The sequence below is a fragment of the Devosia sp. LjRoot3 genome, assembly GCF_964252865.1.
Classification (GTDB): domain Bacteria; phylum Pseudomonadota; class Alphaproteobacteria; order Rhizobiales; family Devosiaceae; genus Devosia.
In genome coordinates, this window is record NZ_CAXUPK020000004.1 from 502,792 (window position 1) to 516,829 (window position 14,038).

General features: G+C 62.5%; 15 protein-coding genes. 10 read left to right on the forward strand and 5 right to left on the reverse strand.

Annotated features, from left to right (window positions below):
- Positions 1–241 precede the first annotated feature (241 nt).
- The 4 genes from ACSQ2A_RS17115 (at position 242) to ACSQ2A_RS17130 (ending at position 5,135) form a co-directional block, all read left to right on the forward strand.
- The gene (locus tag ACSQ2A_RS17115; protein WP_436073196.1) at positions 242–3,262 is read left to right on the forward strand and encodes a helicase-related protein; all 3,021 of its coding nucleotides are present in this window, start codon (positions 242–244) and stop codon (positions 3,260–3,262) included.
- A gap of 3 nt (positions 3,263–3,265) precedes the next feature.
- Positions 3,266–3,670: an RNA-binding S4 domain-containing protein gene (locus ACSQ2A_RS17120; protein ID WP_436073197.1), complete on the forward strand. Its 405-nt coding sequence runs from the start codon at positions 3,266–3,268 to the stop codon at positions 3,668–3,670.
- A 191-nt stretch (positions 3,671–3,861) separates the two neighbouring features.
- Positions 3,862–4,200, forward strand: coding sequence for a ferredoxin FdxA (gene fdxA, locus ACSQ2A_RS17125; RefSeq protein ID WP_295412660.1), 339 nt, complete (start codon positions 3,862–3,864; stop codon positions 4,198–4,200).
- Positions 4,201–4,568: 368 nt separating this feature from the next.
- The gene (locus tag ACSQ2A_RS17130; RefSeq protein WP_035085351.1) at positions 4,569–5,135 is read left to right on the forward strand and encodes a CarD family transcriptional regulator; all 567 of its coding nucleotides are present in this window, start codon (positions 4,569–4,571) and stop codon (positions 5,133–5,135) included.
- 215 nt (positions 5,136–5,350) lie between these two features.
- On the opposite strand, the gene ACSQ2A_RS17135 is transcribed toward ACSQ2A_RS17130, so the two are convergent.
- The 4 genes from ACSQ2A_RS17135 to ACSQ2A_RS17150 form a co-directional block, all read right to left on the reverse strand.
- Positions 5,351–7,345 (reverse strand): methyl-accepting chemotaxis protein, encoded by a 1,995-nt coding sequence (locus ACSQ2A_RS17135; protein ID WP_436073198.1) that lies wholly within the window; start codon positions 7,343–7,345, stop codon positions 5,351–5,353.
- Between the two features lie 155 nt (positions 7,346–7,500).
- Positions 7,501–7,893: a cupin domain-containing protein gene (locus tag ACSQ2A_RS17140; protein ID WP_436073199.1), complete on the reverse strand. Its 393-nt coding sequence runs from the start codon at positions 7,891–7,893 to the stop codon at positions 7,501–7,503.
- A gap of 15 nt (positions 7,894–7,908) precedes the next feature.
- Positions 7,909–8,445 (reverse strand): AAA family ATPase, encoded by a 537-nt coding sequence (locus tag ACSQ2A_RS17145; RefSeq protein WP_436073200.1) that lies wholly within the window; start codon positions 8,443–8,445, stop codon positions 7,909–7,911.
- A 2-nt stretch (positions 8,446–8,447) separates the two neighbouring features.
- Entirely contained in the window at positions 8,448–9,278 is an 831-nt protein-coding gene (locus tag ACSQ2A_RS17150) for a methyltransferase domain-containing protein (RefSeq protein WP_436073201.1), read from the reverse strand.
- A gap of 49 nt (positions 9,279–9,327) precedes the next feature.
- Here ACSQ2A_RS17150 and ACSQ2A_RS17155 point away from each other — a divergent pair, with 49 nt between their 5' ends.
- The 6 genes from ACSQ2A_RS17155 to ACSQ2A_RS17180 all read left to right on the forward strand — a co-directional run bounded on the left by ACSQ2A_RS17155 (position 9,328) and on the right by ACSQ2A_RS17180 (position 13,059).
- Positions 9,328–10,134: a ComF family protein gene (locus ACSQ2A_RS17155; protein WP_436073202.1), complete on the forward strand. Its 807-nt coding sequence runs from the start codon at positions 9,328–9,330 to the stop codon at positions 10,132–10,134.
- A 31-nt stretch (positions 10,135–10,165) separates the two neighbouring features.
- Positions 10,166–10,420: a glutaredoxin 3 gene (grxC, locus tag ACSQ2A_RS17160; RefSeq protein WP_295412651.1), complete on the forward strand. Its 255-nt coding sequence runs from the start codon at positions 10,166–10,168 to the stop codon at positions 10,418–10,420.
- A 21-nt stretch (positions 10,421–10,441) separates the two neighbouring features.
- Positions 10,442–11,269, forward strand: coding sequence for a carbon-nitrogen hydrolase family protein (locus ACSQ2A_RS17165; protein ID WP_436073203.1), 828 nt, complete (start codon positions 10,442–10,444; stop codon positions 11,267–11,269).
- Positions 11,270–11,333: 64 nt separating this feature from the next.
- Positions 11,334–11,759, forward strand: a complete 426-nt coding sequence (locus tag ACSQ2A_RS17170; RefSeq protein WP_436073204.1) for a DUF1178 family protein — start codon at positions 11,334–11,336, stop codon at positions 11,757–11,759.
- A complete protein-coding gene (locus ACSQ2A_RS17175) occupies positions 11,756–12,115 on the forward strand; it encodes an MmcQ/YjbR family DNA-binding protein (RefSeq protein ID WP_436073205.1) in 360 nt (119 codons plus the stop codon). The genes ACSQ2A_RS17170 and ACSQ2A_RS17175 overlap by 4 nt, the downstream gene beginning before the upstream one ends.
- 77 nt (positions 12,116–12,192) lie before the next feature.
- Complete coding sequence (locus tag ACSQ2A_RS17180; protein WP_436073206.1) at positions 12,193–13,059, forward strand: aldo/keto reductase; 867 nt, start codon at positions 12,193–12,195, stop codon at positions 13,057–13,059.
- On the opposite strand, the gene ACSQ2A_RS17185 is transcribed toward ACSQ2A_RS17180, so the two are convergent.
- Entirely contained in the window at positions 13,056–14,030 is a 975-nt protein-coding gene (locus ACSQ2A_RS17185) for a VOC family protein (RefSeq protein ID WP_436073207.1), read from the reverse strand. The genes ACSQ2A_RS17180 and ACSQ2A_RS17185 overlap by 4 nt on opposite strands.
- Positions 14,031–14,038 lie beyond the last annotated feature (8 nt).

Below are 14,038 nucleotides of genomic sequence, written 5' to 3' on the forward strand. Positions count from 1 at the left end.
ACCAAAACTGGCCGGTCTCGCAAAGCCTTCAGTCGTCTTGTGTGTTGAGCGAGCTCGCACCCACGACATGTGGATGAGAACAAACCGGGATTCATGAGTCGCAACCGATTCTGTCCCTGTTCGTTCTTTTTCCGTTCCAAATCTTAAGAGGAGCGGGCAGTGTCACAAAAAGGCGTGCTTTCATGGGACAAATGTTCTCGCCCCTCGCCATGGCAGGCTCGGCACCCTAAATAGAGGGGCGATGACTTCTTTCTCCTCCCAGTCGGTCAAGGCCATTTTGGGGCCGACCAATACCGGCAAGACCCATTACGCCATCGAGCGCATGCTGGCCCATCCTACGGGGATGATTGGCCTGCCGCTTCGGCTTTTGGCGCGCGAAGTCTATGCGCGCGTCGTCGAGCGCGTCGGCGAGCAGGCCGTGGCGCTGGTGACGGGCGAAGAGCGCATCGTGCCGCCAAAGCCGCGTTATTGGGTGGCGACGGTGGAAGCCATGCCCATGGATATCCATGTCGATTGCGTGGCGGTCGACGAGATCCAGACCGCGACCGATTTCGACCGCGGGCATGTGTTTACTGATCGCATTCTGAAAGCCCGCGGTTTTCACGAAACCCTGCTGCTCGGCTCGGGCACGATGGCCAATGTCATCCGCAAACTTTTGCCCCATGCCGAGATCATCGAGCGGCCGCGCTTTTCCCAGCTCACCTATGCCGGCTCGAAGAAGATTTCGCGGCAGCCGAGTCGCAGTGCCATCGTCGCCTTCTCGGCCCGGCAGGTTTACGCCATTGCCGAACTGATCCGGCGCGAGCGCGGCGGGGCGGCCGTGGTCATGGGCGCGCTTTCGCCCCGCACCCGCAATGCGCAGGTCGAACTCTACCAGAATGGCGATGTCGATTTTCTCGTTGCCACCGATGCCATCGGCATGGGGCTCAATCTCGATATTCATCACGTCGCCTTTGCCGACGACACCAAATTTGATGGTCACCAGAGCCGGCCACTGACCCCCGCCGAGATCGGCCAGATCGCCGGACGCGCCGGGCGGCACAAGCGTAATGGCAGCTTTGGGGTCACCGGCGGCACAGAGGGCTTTGACGAAGAACTCGTTGTGCAGCTCGAAACGCACGATTTCGAGCCGGTCAAAGTGTTGCAGTGGCGCAATTCCGTGCTGGATTTTTCGTCCATCGACCGGCTGCGCTCGAGCCTTGAAAAGTCGCCCGAAGACAGGACTTTGACCCGGGTGCCCATTGCGACCGACCAATTGGCGCTCGAATTTTTATCGCGAAATGAGGCGGCGGGCATGGCGCGCGGCCACGAAGCGGTCAAACTGCTCTGGGAATGCTGCCAGATTCCCGACTACCAGGGGATATCGCCGGCGGCGCATGGCGAGATCGTCACCCGGATCTTTTCGGATTTGAGGCAAAATGTATCGGTCAACGCTGATTGGATTGCCGAGCAGGTTCGCTTTTGCGACAATGCCGAAGGTGACATTGAAACGCTCAGTCACCGGATCCGTCAGATCCGGACCTGGACCTTCGTCGCCAACCGCAAAAACTGGCTTGCAGACCCACACTATTGGCGCGAAAAGACCCGTGAGATTGAAGATCGCCTGAGTGATGCCCTCCATGAGCGTCTCACCCAGAGATTCGTCGACCGGCGCACCAGCGTGCTGCTCCGCCACCTGAAAGACAAACGTATGGTATCTCCCGAGATCAATGAGCGCGGCGAAGTAAGGCTGGAAGGCCACCTTCTCGGCACGCTCGAAGGCTTCCGCTTCACCCTGGCGCGCTCCGATGGAGAGCTAGACGCCAAGGGCACCCGCACTGCAGCGGACCAGGTCGTGGCGCCGGAGATCCGCAATCGCGCCGATCGCCTTGCCGGCGCGCCCAATGAGGAATTTGTTCTCGCAACCGATGGTCGTCTGCGTTGGCGCGGCGATGTGGTTGCCGAACTTGCCGAAGGCGACAGCCTCTATCGGCCGCGCATCATCATCCTCGCCGACGAATCGCTGACCGGCGTCGATCTCGAACGCGTGCAGGATCGTCTGGCGCTCTGGCTGCGCCACCACATCAATACGACGCTCGAACAGGTCATGGCGCTCGAAGCCCCGGCTGATGTCGAGGGGCCCGCTCGCGGCATCGCCTTCCAGCTGTTTGAACATCTGGGCCTTCTGCCACGCGGCCAGGTTTCGGACGAGGTCAAGAACCTCGACCAGGACGTGCGCGGCAAGATGCGCAAGCTGGGCATCAAGTTCGGCGCCTATCACATCTATCTGCCGCTTTCCCTGAAGCCCGCGCCGCGCGAACTGGCGCTTATTCTGTTTGCGCTCCGCAATGGCGGCATTCGCCAGCCGGGCGTGACCGATATTCCGCATATCGTGCTCTCGGGCCGCACCTCGTTCCTCGTCGATCCGGAAGTCGATCCGCGTCTTTATGAGATCGCCGGCTTCAAGGTCGCCGGCAAGCGTGCCGTCCGCGTCGATATTTTGGAACGCCTCGCCGACATTATCCGCCCGCTGATCGCCATCGACCCCACCCGTTTCCAGGGTGAGCCGCCGGCCGGTGCCGCCGAGGGCAATGGCTTCCGCGTTACCGTGGAAATGACGAGTCTGCTTGGTTGCTCGGGCGAAGATTTCGCCTCGATTCTTTCCTCCCTTGGCTATCGCGTGCGTCGCACGCCCAAGGTGGCGGCCCCCGCCGCGGAAGCCAGCGCGGAAGCGCCGGCACTCGATACGGTCCTGGCTGACAGTCCTGCAGAGGTCGATGCTCCGGCCGAAGACGCACCGGCCATCGACGCCGTTGCCGAAGCGGCCGTCGTAACGGAAGCCCCGGTTGCCGCCGAGGGTGTTGTCGATGAGGCCAAGGCTGCCGAGCCTGCAGCGCCAGCCGAGCCGGAATTCGACGAAATCTGGTTCCCGGGTGGTCGTCGCCACAACGAGAACAATCACCACGGAAACCGCCGTTCGGAAAATCGCCGTCGCGACAATGCCGAGGGTGGCGAAGCCAAGACCGAAGGCCGTGCCCGTCCGGATCGCTCGCGTCCCAAGGGACCACGCCGTCCCGAAGGTGAAGCCGCCGCCGCGCGTCCCGCTGGCAATGGCCGGCCGGCCAATACGCGGCCGCGCAATGAGGACCGTCCGCGTCCGGACCACAAGAACGAGCGTCCGGACCGTGGCGATCGCCGTCCGCCGCGTGAAGAACGCAAGGTGGCCTTCGATCCCGATAGCCCCTTCGCTGCCCTTGCCGCCCTGCGCGGCAAGACGGAGTAGGATTTGACAGGGCCGGGCGAAACGCTTCGCAAAGAGCGGCTCGACCGGTTCCTGTTCTTCTCGCGCGCCGTCAAATCGCGCACCCTGGCGCAAAAACTCATCGAAACCGGTGCCATCAGGGTCAATTCCGAACGGACGGACCGTACAGACCACAAGGTGGGCGCGGGCGACGTGCTGACCATGTCGCTGCATGGCCGGATCCTGGTCTGGCGCATCCTTGATGCTGGGACGCGGCGCGGGCCCGCCAGCGAAGCTCAGGGGCTTTACGAAGACATTTCGCCGCCTGCTCTGCCCAAGGCCGCGCGTTCGCCCTATGAGGCGGCCATTGCCGAGCGCTCTGCCGGCGCCGGCAGGCCGACGAAGAAGGAGCGGCGGGAAACAGATGCGCTGAGGGGCGAGGACGACTAGGGCGTCGGCCCTTGTTCCGAAACCGTTGTGCCGTTCGGCAGGCACACAATTTCAGCACAGCCTGATTCTGCGCCAATCCGTCCCGCGCTACCGCCTTGCCCGAAAACTGAAAAGAGTTTAGCACCAAACGCGTTGAGACTGCCGCCGCGCCAGCCCCCAAGCCGCGGCGCACGCCAAGGACTGCCCTCTCTATGACCTATATCGTCACTGATAATTGCATCGCCTGCAAATATACGGACTGCGTGGAAGTCTGTCCGGTGGACTGTTTCTACGAAGGCGAGAACATGTTGGTCATTCATCCCGATGAATGCATCGATTGCGGCGTCTGCGAGCCGGAATGTCCGGCCGAGGCCATCCGGCCCGACACCGAGAGCGGTCTCGACAACTGGCTCGAACTCAACCGCAAATATGCTGCCGCATGGCCCAATCTGACCGAGCGCCGCGATGCCCTGCCTGAGGCAAAAGAGCGTGATGGCGAGACCGGCAAGCTCGAAAAGTACTTCTCCGAAGAGCCCGGCGAAGGTGACTGATGGCTCCGGCGCTTCTACTGGTGCCGAGAAGTTAAGCATTAGCAAGGATTTGTCATCGCTCTGTCACGGGCAGACGAGGACGTGGAAGGGACGAGTCGCGGAGGCGATTCGTTCCTTTTGATTTTGCTGAATTTTTGTGCTATGGTCTTTGTAAATGCAGTTCAGCCCTTCACCCAGACCGTGCCGCAAGGCACGATTTTTTTGACACAACATTCCCTGTTGCATGGCGCTTCGGAACAAAGCGGAACCGAAGACCGTGGGTGTTCGTACTGTAAAAGGGCCCGTTGAAGCGGGCGAAGTAGTTTGGATGGACAGTCCTTCCCGCAAGGAACTGGCCATTCTGGGGCGTCAACAAGGAGTTCCAGCATATGGTAGCCAAGAAGTCTCAGCAGCGGCTCGGTTTCAAGACGGGTGAGTACGTCGTCTATCCGGCCCATGGCGTCGGTCTGATCGTCAACATCGAAGAGCAGGAGGTCGCAGGCCTCACTCTCGAACTGTTCGTGATCAGCTTCGAGCAAGACAAGCTGACCCTTCGCGTTCCCGTTGCCAAGATCAAGTCCGTCGGCATGCGCAAGCTGGCCGAAGAAGACGAAGTCAAGAAGGCCCTCGAAACCGTTACGGGCCGTGCTCGCGTCAAGCGCACCATGTGGTCGCGCCGCGCCCAGGAATATGAAGCAAAGATCAACTCGGGCGACCTGATCGCCATTTCCGAAGTCGTGCGCGATCTCTACCGCTCCGACGATCAGCCCGAGCAGTCCTATTCCGAACGCCAGCTCTTCGAGCAGGCCATGGACCGCATGAGCCGCGAAATCAGCGCCGTCAACAAGCTGACGCTGACCGAGGCAGTGCAGCTGATCGAAAAGCAGCTCGCCAAGAGCCCGAAGCGCACCAAGGCGGATGCCGCTGAATCGGAAAGCGACGAGGAAGCTGCGTAAGCGGTTTTTTCCAGCGTGAATGCAAAAGGCCGGCAGCAATGCCGGCCTTTTTTGTTTTTGGGGTGCGGTTTGTGGAAGGCCCCCTCACCCGGCCCTGCGGGCCGACCTCTCCCCCAAAGGGAGAGGTGTCGCTCCGCGACATTGGCACGCTCCCACCTCTCCCTGGGGGGAGAGGTCGACGGCATAGCCGGCGGGTGAGGGGGCCTTTGGGGGTCCTAAAACTCGCTCCAATCTTCCGAAATCGCCGCATTGCCCTGCGATAGGTAGCGGGTTGCGATCGGCTTGGCGGCGACCGGCTTGGCACGCGCAGCCGGCTTTGCCACAGACCCTCCATCGAGCCTGAAAATCTCAACCACGCTGTCGAGTTCGCTGGCCTGGCCTTCGGTCTGCTCGATGGCCGCATTGGTCTCTTCCACCAATGCAGCATTATGTTGGGTCATCTCGTCCATCTGCCGCACGGCGACAGCGACTTCGTCGATGGCGGAAGCCTGTTCGCGGCTGTCGCGGGCAATGCCGTCCATCAGCGAATTGCTGGAGCGGGCCATGTCGAGCATCATGTTGAGCTTCTTGGCCGCTTCGATGACGAGCTGCGAACCGCTGGCGACTTCCCGGCCGCTCTGCTCGACCAGTTGTTTGACGTCACGCGAGGCTTCGGCGGTCGACTGGGCGAGGCGGCGGACCTCGACGGCGACCACGGCAAAACCCTTGCCGGCTTCCCCGGCACGTGCGGCCTCCACCGAGGCGTTGAGCGCGAGAAGGTTGGTCTGGAAGGCGATATCGTCAATCAGCCCAATGATGTTGGAAATGCTGGCCGAAGAGGCCGAGATGCGTTCCATCGCAGCCGTGGTGTCGCTCATCACCGCGCCACCCTCTTCGGCGGCAGTGGTCAGGGCGCCGGAAGCCTTGCTGGCCTCATGGGCGCGTTCGGCATTCTGCTGCACCGTCGAGGCAAGCTGCTCCATGGCAGCCGATGTCTCTTCGATCGTCGCGGCCTGGCGGGTGGTGCGCTCGGCAAGATCATTGGTGCCGGAGAGGATTTCGCCCGTCGCGGTTTTCAGAGCCCGCGAGGTGTTGCGCAGGCGGCCGACGATTTCGGTCAGGCGATCACCCACGGCATTGGTATTGGTCTTGAGGCGGGCGAAGGCGCCTTGATAGTGGCCCTCAACGCGCTTGTTGAGGTTTGCATCGGCGAGAGCCGACAGCACTTCGCCACTCTCATTGAGGCCGCGATCGACGGTTTCCACGAGGCCATTGAGGCTCGATGCGATGGCATTGAGGCCTTCGTCGCCGAAATTGCCGGAGACGCGGTAGGTGAAGTCGCCGCGGCTGGCGGCTTCCACCACCGTGTGCACTTCGGTCGCCATGCGATCCATGACTTCGGCGCGGGTGACGAGGGCGCGGGCGCGCTCGGTTTCCTCGGCGCTGAGCGCAGCGATCTGGCGGGCATTTTCGCGGAAGATTTCGACGGCGCGACCCATATTGCCGATTTCGTCGCGGCGGCCGGCTTCCTCGATGCTGATGTCGAGCTGGCCGTCAGCGAGGAGGGCCATCTTGTCAGTGAGGGCGCGGACTGGCGCAACGATGGCGCGACGGCCGATCAGGATGGAGAGGACGAGGCCAAGCAGAATGCCCGCCGCAGCGGTCGCCACGACGACGACGAGCGCGGTGTTGGCGCGGGCTTCCGCCTCGGCGCGCATGGACCCCATCAGTTCACCCGAATAGGTGCTGTAGAGTTTTACGGTGTCGGTCACGACCTTCTGGGCTGCCAGCGCTTCATCGAGCGCTGCACGAATGCGGATGATATCGCCGCTCGGGGTCACTGCCAGCATGGCATCGATCTTGCCAAAATATTCAGTCATGACCGGTTTGATTTCTTCGAGCAGGCGGCGCTCTTCGGCGTCGGCCGCGGCTTCAATCTTGGGGAAGCGGCCGAGCATTTCTTCGCTGCGGCGGGCAGCTTCAGCGACAAAGTCTGCCGAGCGTTCCGGCGCCATGGCCAACTGATAGGTCATGCGCGAAATGGCGATGATGTCCATGCGCAGGTCCATGGCCTCGCGCGCCGCCTCTTCCTTGGCGCCGACGGTCAGCATGGTGTCCTTGAGACTGGTGATCTCGCGCCAGCTCACCGTGCCGAGAATCACGGCAGCAGCGGCCATGACCACGATGGTGAGCAGGAATTTCTGGAGAATGGGCATATGCTTGAGGGACATAGGGCTCCTGTGTCCGCTCCTGCGGACCCGAGTGAAACACATCTCCCCCCAAAAGCCCTTCGGGCCTTGGTTTTCCCAATACCCAATCTTGGATAATTTTCCGTAAGCGGCCCATGCTGCGCCGGTTCTGCCGGTACGCGGGCGCAGACATCACCTCAAAGCCGGCTGACGCTTTCGGGCAGCAGCACAACGCTTTCCTGCTCATTGGGATCGGTGCGTGCGATCAGGGCGCGGGCGATACTGTCCGTCGGGTTGAACGGCTGATGCGGTACGCCGGCCGGGATATAGACATAGTCGCCCTGGTGGACCTCATCCAGAAATTCGAGATTGGGCCCGTGATAGAACGAGGTCGAGCCTTCGAGCTGGTAGATCGCCGTTTCGTGGTTCTCGTGAAAATGCGGCTTGGCCTTGCCGCCGGGCGGCAGCACCAGCATGTGCAGGCAAATGCCGGTCGAGCCGGCGCTCTCGGCCGAAATGCCGGAAAAATAGTCCATGCCCTGCTTGCCGTGAAAGCTCAGGCTGCCCCGGATAACTTTGCATTCTTTCATTTTCGTCCCTCCCTTTCAGTTGAGACGATAGGCTCCGCTTTCGAGCGCGGCAATGACAGCGTGGAGGGTCTCGGCGCGGTCGAGCCCGGAGGTGTCGAGCACATGGTCGGCATAGGCGCCGAGATCGGCGAACTGGCCGTGGAGATCGGTAACTACGGCGGGGTCGGTGAGGCTATCACCACCCCGCGCCGTACAGCGGGCAATGGCTTCTTCGACCGGCGGACGCAGGACCAGGTAGTGGAGCGGCAGGCCGAGCGCCTCGAAGGCCGGCAGCCACCAGGGGCGCACAACGCCATCAAGCGCAACAAGATAGCCGTGGCGCGCATAGCTGCCGGAGACATCGGCGGCGATCTGCATGACCATGCGGTTCTGATCGTCCGATTCGGGCAACCACGGCGGGATATGGCCGTGCTTGATATTGCCCCAAAAATCGTCTGAGTGGACATGCACTTTTGGCACGCCCGGCAGATGCGCCAGGGCGTCGGCGACAGTGGTTTTGCCCGAGCCGGGCGATCCCGAAATAATGGCGATATGGCCGGCAAGATCGAGCATACTTAGCCCTTCTTCAGAACATCGCCGAGGCTGACCTTGGCGCTGCCCGGTCGCAATGGTTTCTGTTGACTCTCATGCGGCACCCAGCCGGCGAGCCAGATCACTTCCAGCGTCGCCCGCACGCGACCATCGTCATCGGCAGAGGCTTCCTGGTAGGCCGCCGCCGCCTGCGTGAGCAGGTTCTTGGTCGCAAAGCGCCGGGGCCGGTCGGTCAGGGGATTGGCCGCTCCGAGGGCTTTCAACTCCGCCATCAGCGCAAAGGCATTGGCATAGCGGACGCGATGGGTTTCGACATCGGCCACCGGCAGGGCAAAGCCGGCGCGCTGCAGCAGGGCTCCCGCATCGCGTACCTGCGCCATGGGTGCGACGCGAGCGGAGGCGCCGCCGGCAACGGCAAGATCGGCGGCCAAAAAGGCCTCCCGCAGTTCCGAAAGGCTTTCGCCGCCGATCATCGCGACCAGCAACAGGCCATCGGGTCGCAGCCGGGCGCGCAGGCGGGCCATATGGCCGGGCACGTCATTCACGGCCTGGAGATGGAGCAGGGAGACGATGAGATCGAAATCGCCGTCAGGCAGGTCCGGAAAGTCGTCGTCGCCGGCAAAGGCTTCCACCTTGTGGAAGCTGACCGTGCCCGATGCGGTGGCAACCTCTTGGGGCAACAGGTCGACATCGGGGGCAATCAGCACTGCGTCGGCGAAATTGCGCATGTGTGCGCCAAGCCTGTCTGCGAGATCGTCAAACACCAGATCGCGCACGAAATTCTCGCGCGATGGGCGTCGCCTCAGATTGCTGGCGAGCTGGGTGGGATCAAACAGGCGGGGCGGCTGGGACAAAACCGAAACTTCTCAAAAGAACTGGCCGATGCAGCGGCCTTGAAGCACTATGGTCCTTATGGAGAGCGGGGCGCGCGAAGTCAAAGGCGGGGGTTTTGGGGGCCTTCTGCTGCAGGGCCCGCTGCGCCTTGCCCTGGCGCTGCTTGACCAACTCTACCCGCCCGCCTGCGCCGCCTGTGGCACACCCATCGCCGAGGGTGTTGGCCTTTGCTCCAAGTGCTTTGCCGGGCTTGTGCCGATCACGGCGCCGCTTTGCCCGGTGCTCGGCCTGCCCTTCGAGGTGCCGCTGGGCCCTGACGCGCTCAGTGCGGAGGCTTTGGCCGATCCGCCGCCCTTTGCCCGTGCGCGTGCCGCCGTGCGCTATGGCGAGGTGGCGCAGGCGCTGGTGACACGGCTCAAATATGGCGACCGGATCGAACTGGCCCAGTTTTGCGCTCGGTTGATGGCGGGCGCCGGCCACGACTTCTGGAGCGCGCGGCCGCTGCTCGTGCCCGTACCGCTGCACCCGAGCCGGTTGCGTTTTCGCCGCTACAACCAGTCTTACCTCCTCGCAAAGGCGCTCGGCCGCCAACTCGGTCTCGATGTCGATCCGTCCCTCGTAAGACGGCACAAAAAGACCCGTTCGCAAATCGGGCTCTCGGGCGATGGCCGCGCCCGCAACGTGCAGGGCGCATTCTCGGCTCATCCCGACGCCCTAGTACGCATTCGGGGGCGGCGCGTGGTGCTGGTGGACGACGTCTTTACGACCGGAGCGACCGCAAAGGCCGTCACGCGTGTCTTATTGCGCAGTGGGGCGAGCGAAGTTGAAGTTCTGACCTTCGCCCGCGTTGTCAGCGGCGAAGAAGTGCCCATATAAGACCGAACCTGATTTTTGGAGCCCCAGATCCATGGCCATAGTTGAAATCTACACGACCCCGACCTGCCCCTATTGCCACGCCGCCAAGGCACTGCTCGAGGACAAGGGCGTCGATTTCACCGAAATCACCGTGCTCGATCCGGCACTGCGCGAGGCCATGACGCACCGCGCCAATGGCCGCCGCACCGTGCCGCAGATTTTTATCGGCGAAACCCATGTCGGCGGCTATGACGACATGTCGGCTCTCGACCGCGCCGGCGGACTCGATCCCCTGCTGGCTCAGTAAAATCCTTCCAGGTTCCAAAGAATGAAAATCGCCGCCATCCAGATGCGTTCGGGCCTTGATCCGGAAGCCAATCTTGCTGCGCTCGAACCGCTCCTTACCGAGGCGGCGGCGCAGGGCGTCGATTATGCCCTCACCCCGGAAGTGACGATGATCTTTCCGGAAAACCGGGATCAGCTGCGCTCGGTGGCCGCCCCTTTCGAAGGGCACCCTCAGCTTGCCAAGGTGGCTGAGCTGGCAAAGCGGCTGGGCATTCACGTCCATATCGGCTCGCTGCCCATCCCGCTCGAAGACGGGCGTTTTGCCAATCGCTCGGTGCTGTTCGCGCCGACGGGCGAGAGGATCGCGACCTATGACAAGATCCATCTCTTCGATGCCGACATTGCCGGGCTCAATGCCTATCGCGAAAGCGCGACCTATAAGGGAGGCGAAGACGCTGTCACCGCGCCGCTAGGCCCATTCACCCTGGGTTTTTCCATCTGCTACGACATGCGTTTTCCAAAACTCTACAACACACTTGCCAATGCCGGCGCCAACCTGATCGCCGTGCCGGCGGCATTCACCGTGCCGACGGGCCAGGCGCATTGGCACGTTCTGCTGCGCGCCCGGGCTATCGAAACCGGCTCCTATGTCATCGCCGCAGCACAGGGTGGCACCCATGCCAATGGGCGGTCGACCTATGGCCACTCGCTCATCATTGATCCATGGGGCAAGGTCATTGCCGAGCTCGACCACGACGAGCCGGGCGTGCTGGTGGCCGAAATTGATCCGCAGGCGGTCGTGGAAGCGCGGCAGCGCATTCCGGCGCTGGCCAATGCGCGCGATTTCGCCAAGCCCGGTTTGCACGGATGAGCCCGGCTCCTATATGCTAGGAGAAAGGCGCGCTTCTTAGCGCCGGACAAGAAACGACAAAAACGTGATCCAGTACGCACTCCAGTGTTCGAACGGGCATCGCTACGACGCCTGGTTCAAAAGCGCTGCCGCCTATGACGAGCAGCAGGCCCGCGGCATTGTCACCTGCGCCGTCTGCGGCGAAGCCCATGTCGAAAAGGCACCGATGGCCCCCGCCGTGGCGCGCACCGACAACGACCGCGTGCCCCTCTCCGCCGCCCATCCCGACGCCAAGAAGTTTCGCGAGATGCTGCGCGAATACCGGAACAAGGTGACGACCGAGGCCGACTATGTCGGCGACCGCTTTGCCGAAGAGGCGCGGAAAATCCATTTCGAGGAAGTCGAAGCGCGCGGCATTTATGGCGAAGCGACGCGCGACGAAGTTGCGGCGCTCCTCGACGACGGCGTCGATTTCCTGCCGCTGCCCGATGTTCCCGAGGAACATAATTGAACCTCTACGACCGCTCCCAATACGACAAGGCTTTGGCCGCCCTTCCGGGCATAACCCTTGTCGATCAGTGGGATGCGCGTGTCGCCAAGGTCGGCGGCAAGGTTTTTTGTCTCCTTTCCGACGCAGCGCCGCTGCGTTTGGTGTTTAAATGCGGCGAAGACAGCTTTGATATCCTGACAGCCCTTGAAGGCGTCGAGCAGGCTGCCTATTTCGCCAAGCGCCAATGGGTTTCGGTGACTGTGGGCTCGCCCCTCAGTGCCGGTGATCTTCTCGCCTATATCGGGCGCTCGCATGCTCTGGTGGCCAAGGGGCTGACCAAGAAATTGCGGGCAGAGCTCGGTATCCTCGAGGGCTGAAATTCAAAATCCTATGTGTGGGGTCGTCGCCTGTATGCAGGCCGCTGCCTTTTGCACCCATCTATGGAGTGATTGAGATGACCAAACTCGACGCAAGCCTGTCGGGCAGCTTTGCTATCGGCGGAGACCTCAAGGTCAACCGCCTCGGCTTTGGTGCTATGCGCATCACCGGCAAGGGCATCTGGGGGCCGCCGGAAGATCACGAAGAAGCCATCCGCGTGCTGAAGCGGCTGCCGGAACTCAATGTCGATTTCATTGACACCGCCGAAAGCTACGGTCCCTATATCAGCGAAGATCTCATCGCCGAGGCCCTGGCGCCCTATTCGCAGGGCACGATCGTCGCCACCAAGAGCGGCCTCACTCGCACCGGTCCCGATGAATGGCATCAGGTTGGCCGTCCCGAATTCCTGCGCCAGGGCGTGATGACCAGCCTTCGCCGCCTGAAGCTCGAACGCCTCGATCTCTGGCAGTTGCACCGCATCGACGCCAAGACGCCGCGCGCCGATCAGTTCGAAGTCATCGCCGCCATGCAGAAGGAGGGCCTTGTTCGTCACGTCGGCCTTTCCGAAGTCAGCGTCGCCGACATCGAGGAAGCCCAAAAATACTTCAAGGTCGCTACCGTCCAGAACCTCTACAATTTTGCCAATCGCAAGAGCGAAGCCGTGCTCGACTATTGCGAGCAGAACGGCATCGGCTTCATTCCGTGGTTCCCGCTGGCCGGCGGCGATCTCGTCGAAGGCCATGACGACGCCAAGGCGATCCTCCAGAAGCACAATGCCTCGGGCAGCCAGATCGCGCTTGCCTGGCTCCTCAAGCGCTCGCCGGTCATGCTGCCCATTCCGGGCACCGGCAAGGTGAAACATCTCGAAGACAATGTCGCCGCTGCGGCGGTAAACCTCAGCGACGAGGATTTTGCGACGCTGGACGGGATCGCCGGCCGCTAAGCGGCCAGCACGATGCCAAGGCCAGTACCCCAGGGGTCGGAAACTGAGAGGTTTTCGGCCCCTTTGTTCATCTCGATACCAGCGGCCGACAGGCGTGCCTTGGCCGCCTCCAGCACCGATTGGTCGGAGGCGAGGAGATTGAAGCCGGCAAGGCCCGTGGCTTCCGGATTGCGCTGGCCCGCCCCGGCGCTCTGCCAGGTGTTGAGCGCGACATGGTGGTGGTAGCGCCCGGAAGACAGAAACACCGCATCTGCCCGACCGCTGGTGATCTCGAGCCCGAGCGCGGCCGCATAGAAGGCGCGGGCGTCCTCGATATTGCCGGCACGCAGGTGGATATGGCCGATGCGCATGCCGCTCGGGGCACCGGCAAAGGTGTCATTCTCGGTATCGGTCAGGGCGAGGAGGCCGTCGAAATCGATAGCCTCGGTACCCATGATGACCGTATCGCCGTTCCAGCTCCAGAGTTCTGGCGCGCGATCCGCATAGACCTCAATGCCATTGCCCTCGGGATCATCGAGATAGACAGCTTCGCTGACGCGATGATCCGCAAAGCCGGAAAACTGGTATTGCGCCATGGCCGTATGCACCAGCCAACGCGCCAATTCGGCCCGCGATGGCATCAGGAAGGCGGTGTGATAGAGGCCTGCTTCGCTGGGTGGCTCCACCGGCGCATCGGGGCGGTGCTCGAAGGTGACGAGGGTAATGCCGTCGACGCCAAGCCGCGTCGTCTCCGCCGTGCTTTCCAGCACCGAGAGGCCCAAAATCTCCGAATAGAAGCGCGTCATCAGTTCGGGATCGCGCACCCGCAGGGTCACGTCGCGCACGTGGAGCGGCGTCGAAGTAGCAAAAAGCCCGTCATATTCGGGAAGGATGGAAAAGCTGCCGCCTTCGGCCCGCAGGGCGCCTGTGAGGGCCGCCGTGGCGGTGGCAGCGCCGGCAAGACGCAGAAGGTGGCGGCGGGTGATCGTCATGGCTCTCT

Coding starts and splice junctions, on each gene's coding strand:
- ACSQ2A_RS17115 (WP_436073196.1), top strand. CDS start 242: ATGACTTCTTTCTCCTCCCAGTCGGTCAAGGCCATTTTGGGGCCGACC.
- fdxA (WP_295412660.1), top strand. CDS start 3,862: ATGACCTATATCGTCACTGATAATTGCATCGCCTGCAAATATACGGAC.
- ACSQ2A_RS17130 (WP_035085351.1), top strand. CDS start 4,569: ATGGTAGCCAAGAAGTCTCAGCAGCGGCTCGGTTTCAAGACGGGTGAG.
- ACSQ2A_RS17135 (WP_436073198.1), bottom strand. CDS start 7,345: ATGTCCCTCAAGCATATGCCCATTCTCCAGAAATTCCTGCTCACCATC.
- ACSQ2A_RS17140 (WP_436073199.1), bottom strand. CDS start 7,893: ATGAAAGAATGCAAAGTTATCCGGGGCAGCCTGAGCTTTCACGGCAAG.
- ACSQ2A_RS17145 (WP_436073200.1), bottom strand. CDS start 8,445: ATGCTCGATCTTGCCGGCCATATCGCCATTATTTCGGGATCGCCCGGC.
- ACSQ2A_RS17155 (WP_436073202.1), top strand. CDS start 9,328: ATGGTCCTTATGGAGAGCGGGGCGCGCGAAGTCAAAGGCGGGGGTTTT.
- grxC (WP_295412651.1), top strand. CDS start 10,166: ATGGCCATAGTTGAAATCTACACGACCCCGACCTGCCCCTATTGCCAC.
- ACSQ2A_RS17165 (WP_436073203.1), top strand. CDS start 10,442: ATGAAAATCGCCGCCATCCAGATGCGTTCGGGCCTTGATCCGGAAGCC.
- ACSQ2A_RS17180 (WP_436073206.1), top strand. CDS start 12,193: ATGACCAAACTCGACGCAAGCCTGTCGGGCAGCTTTGCTATCGGCGGA.
- ACSQ2A_RS17185 (WP_436073207.1), bottom strand. CDS start 14,030: ATGACGATCACCCGCCGCCACCTTCTGCGTCTTGCCGGCGCTGCCACC.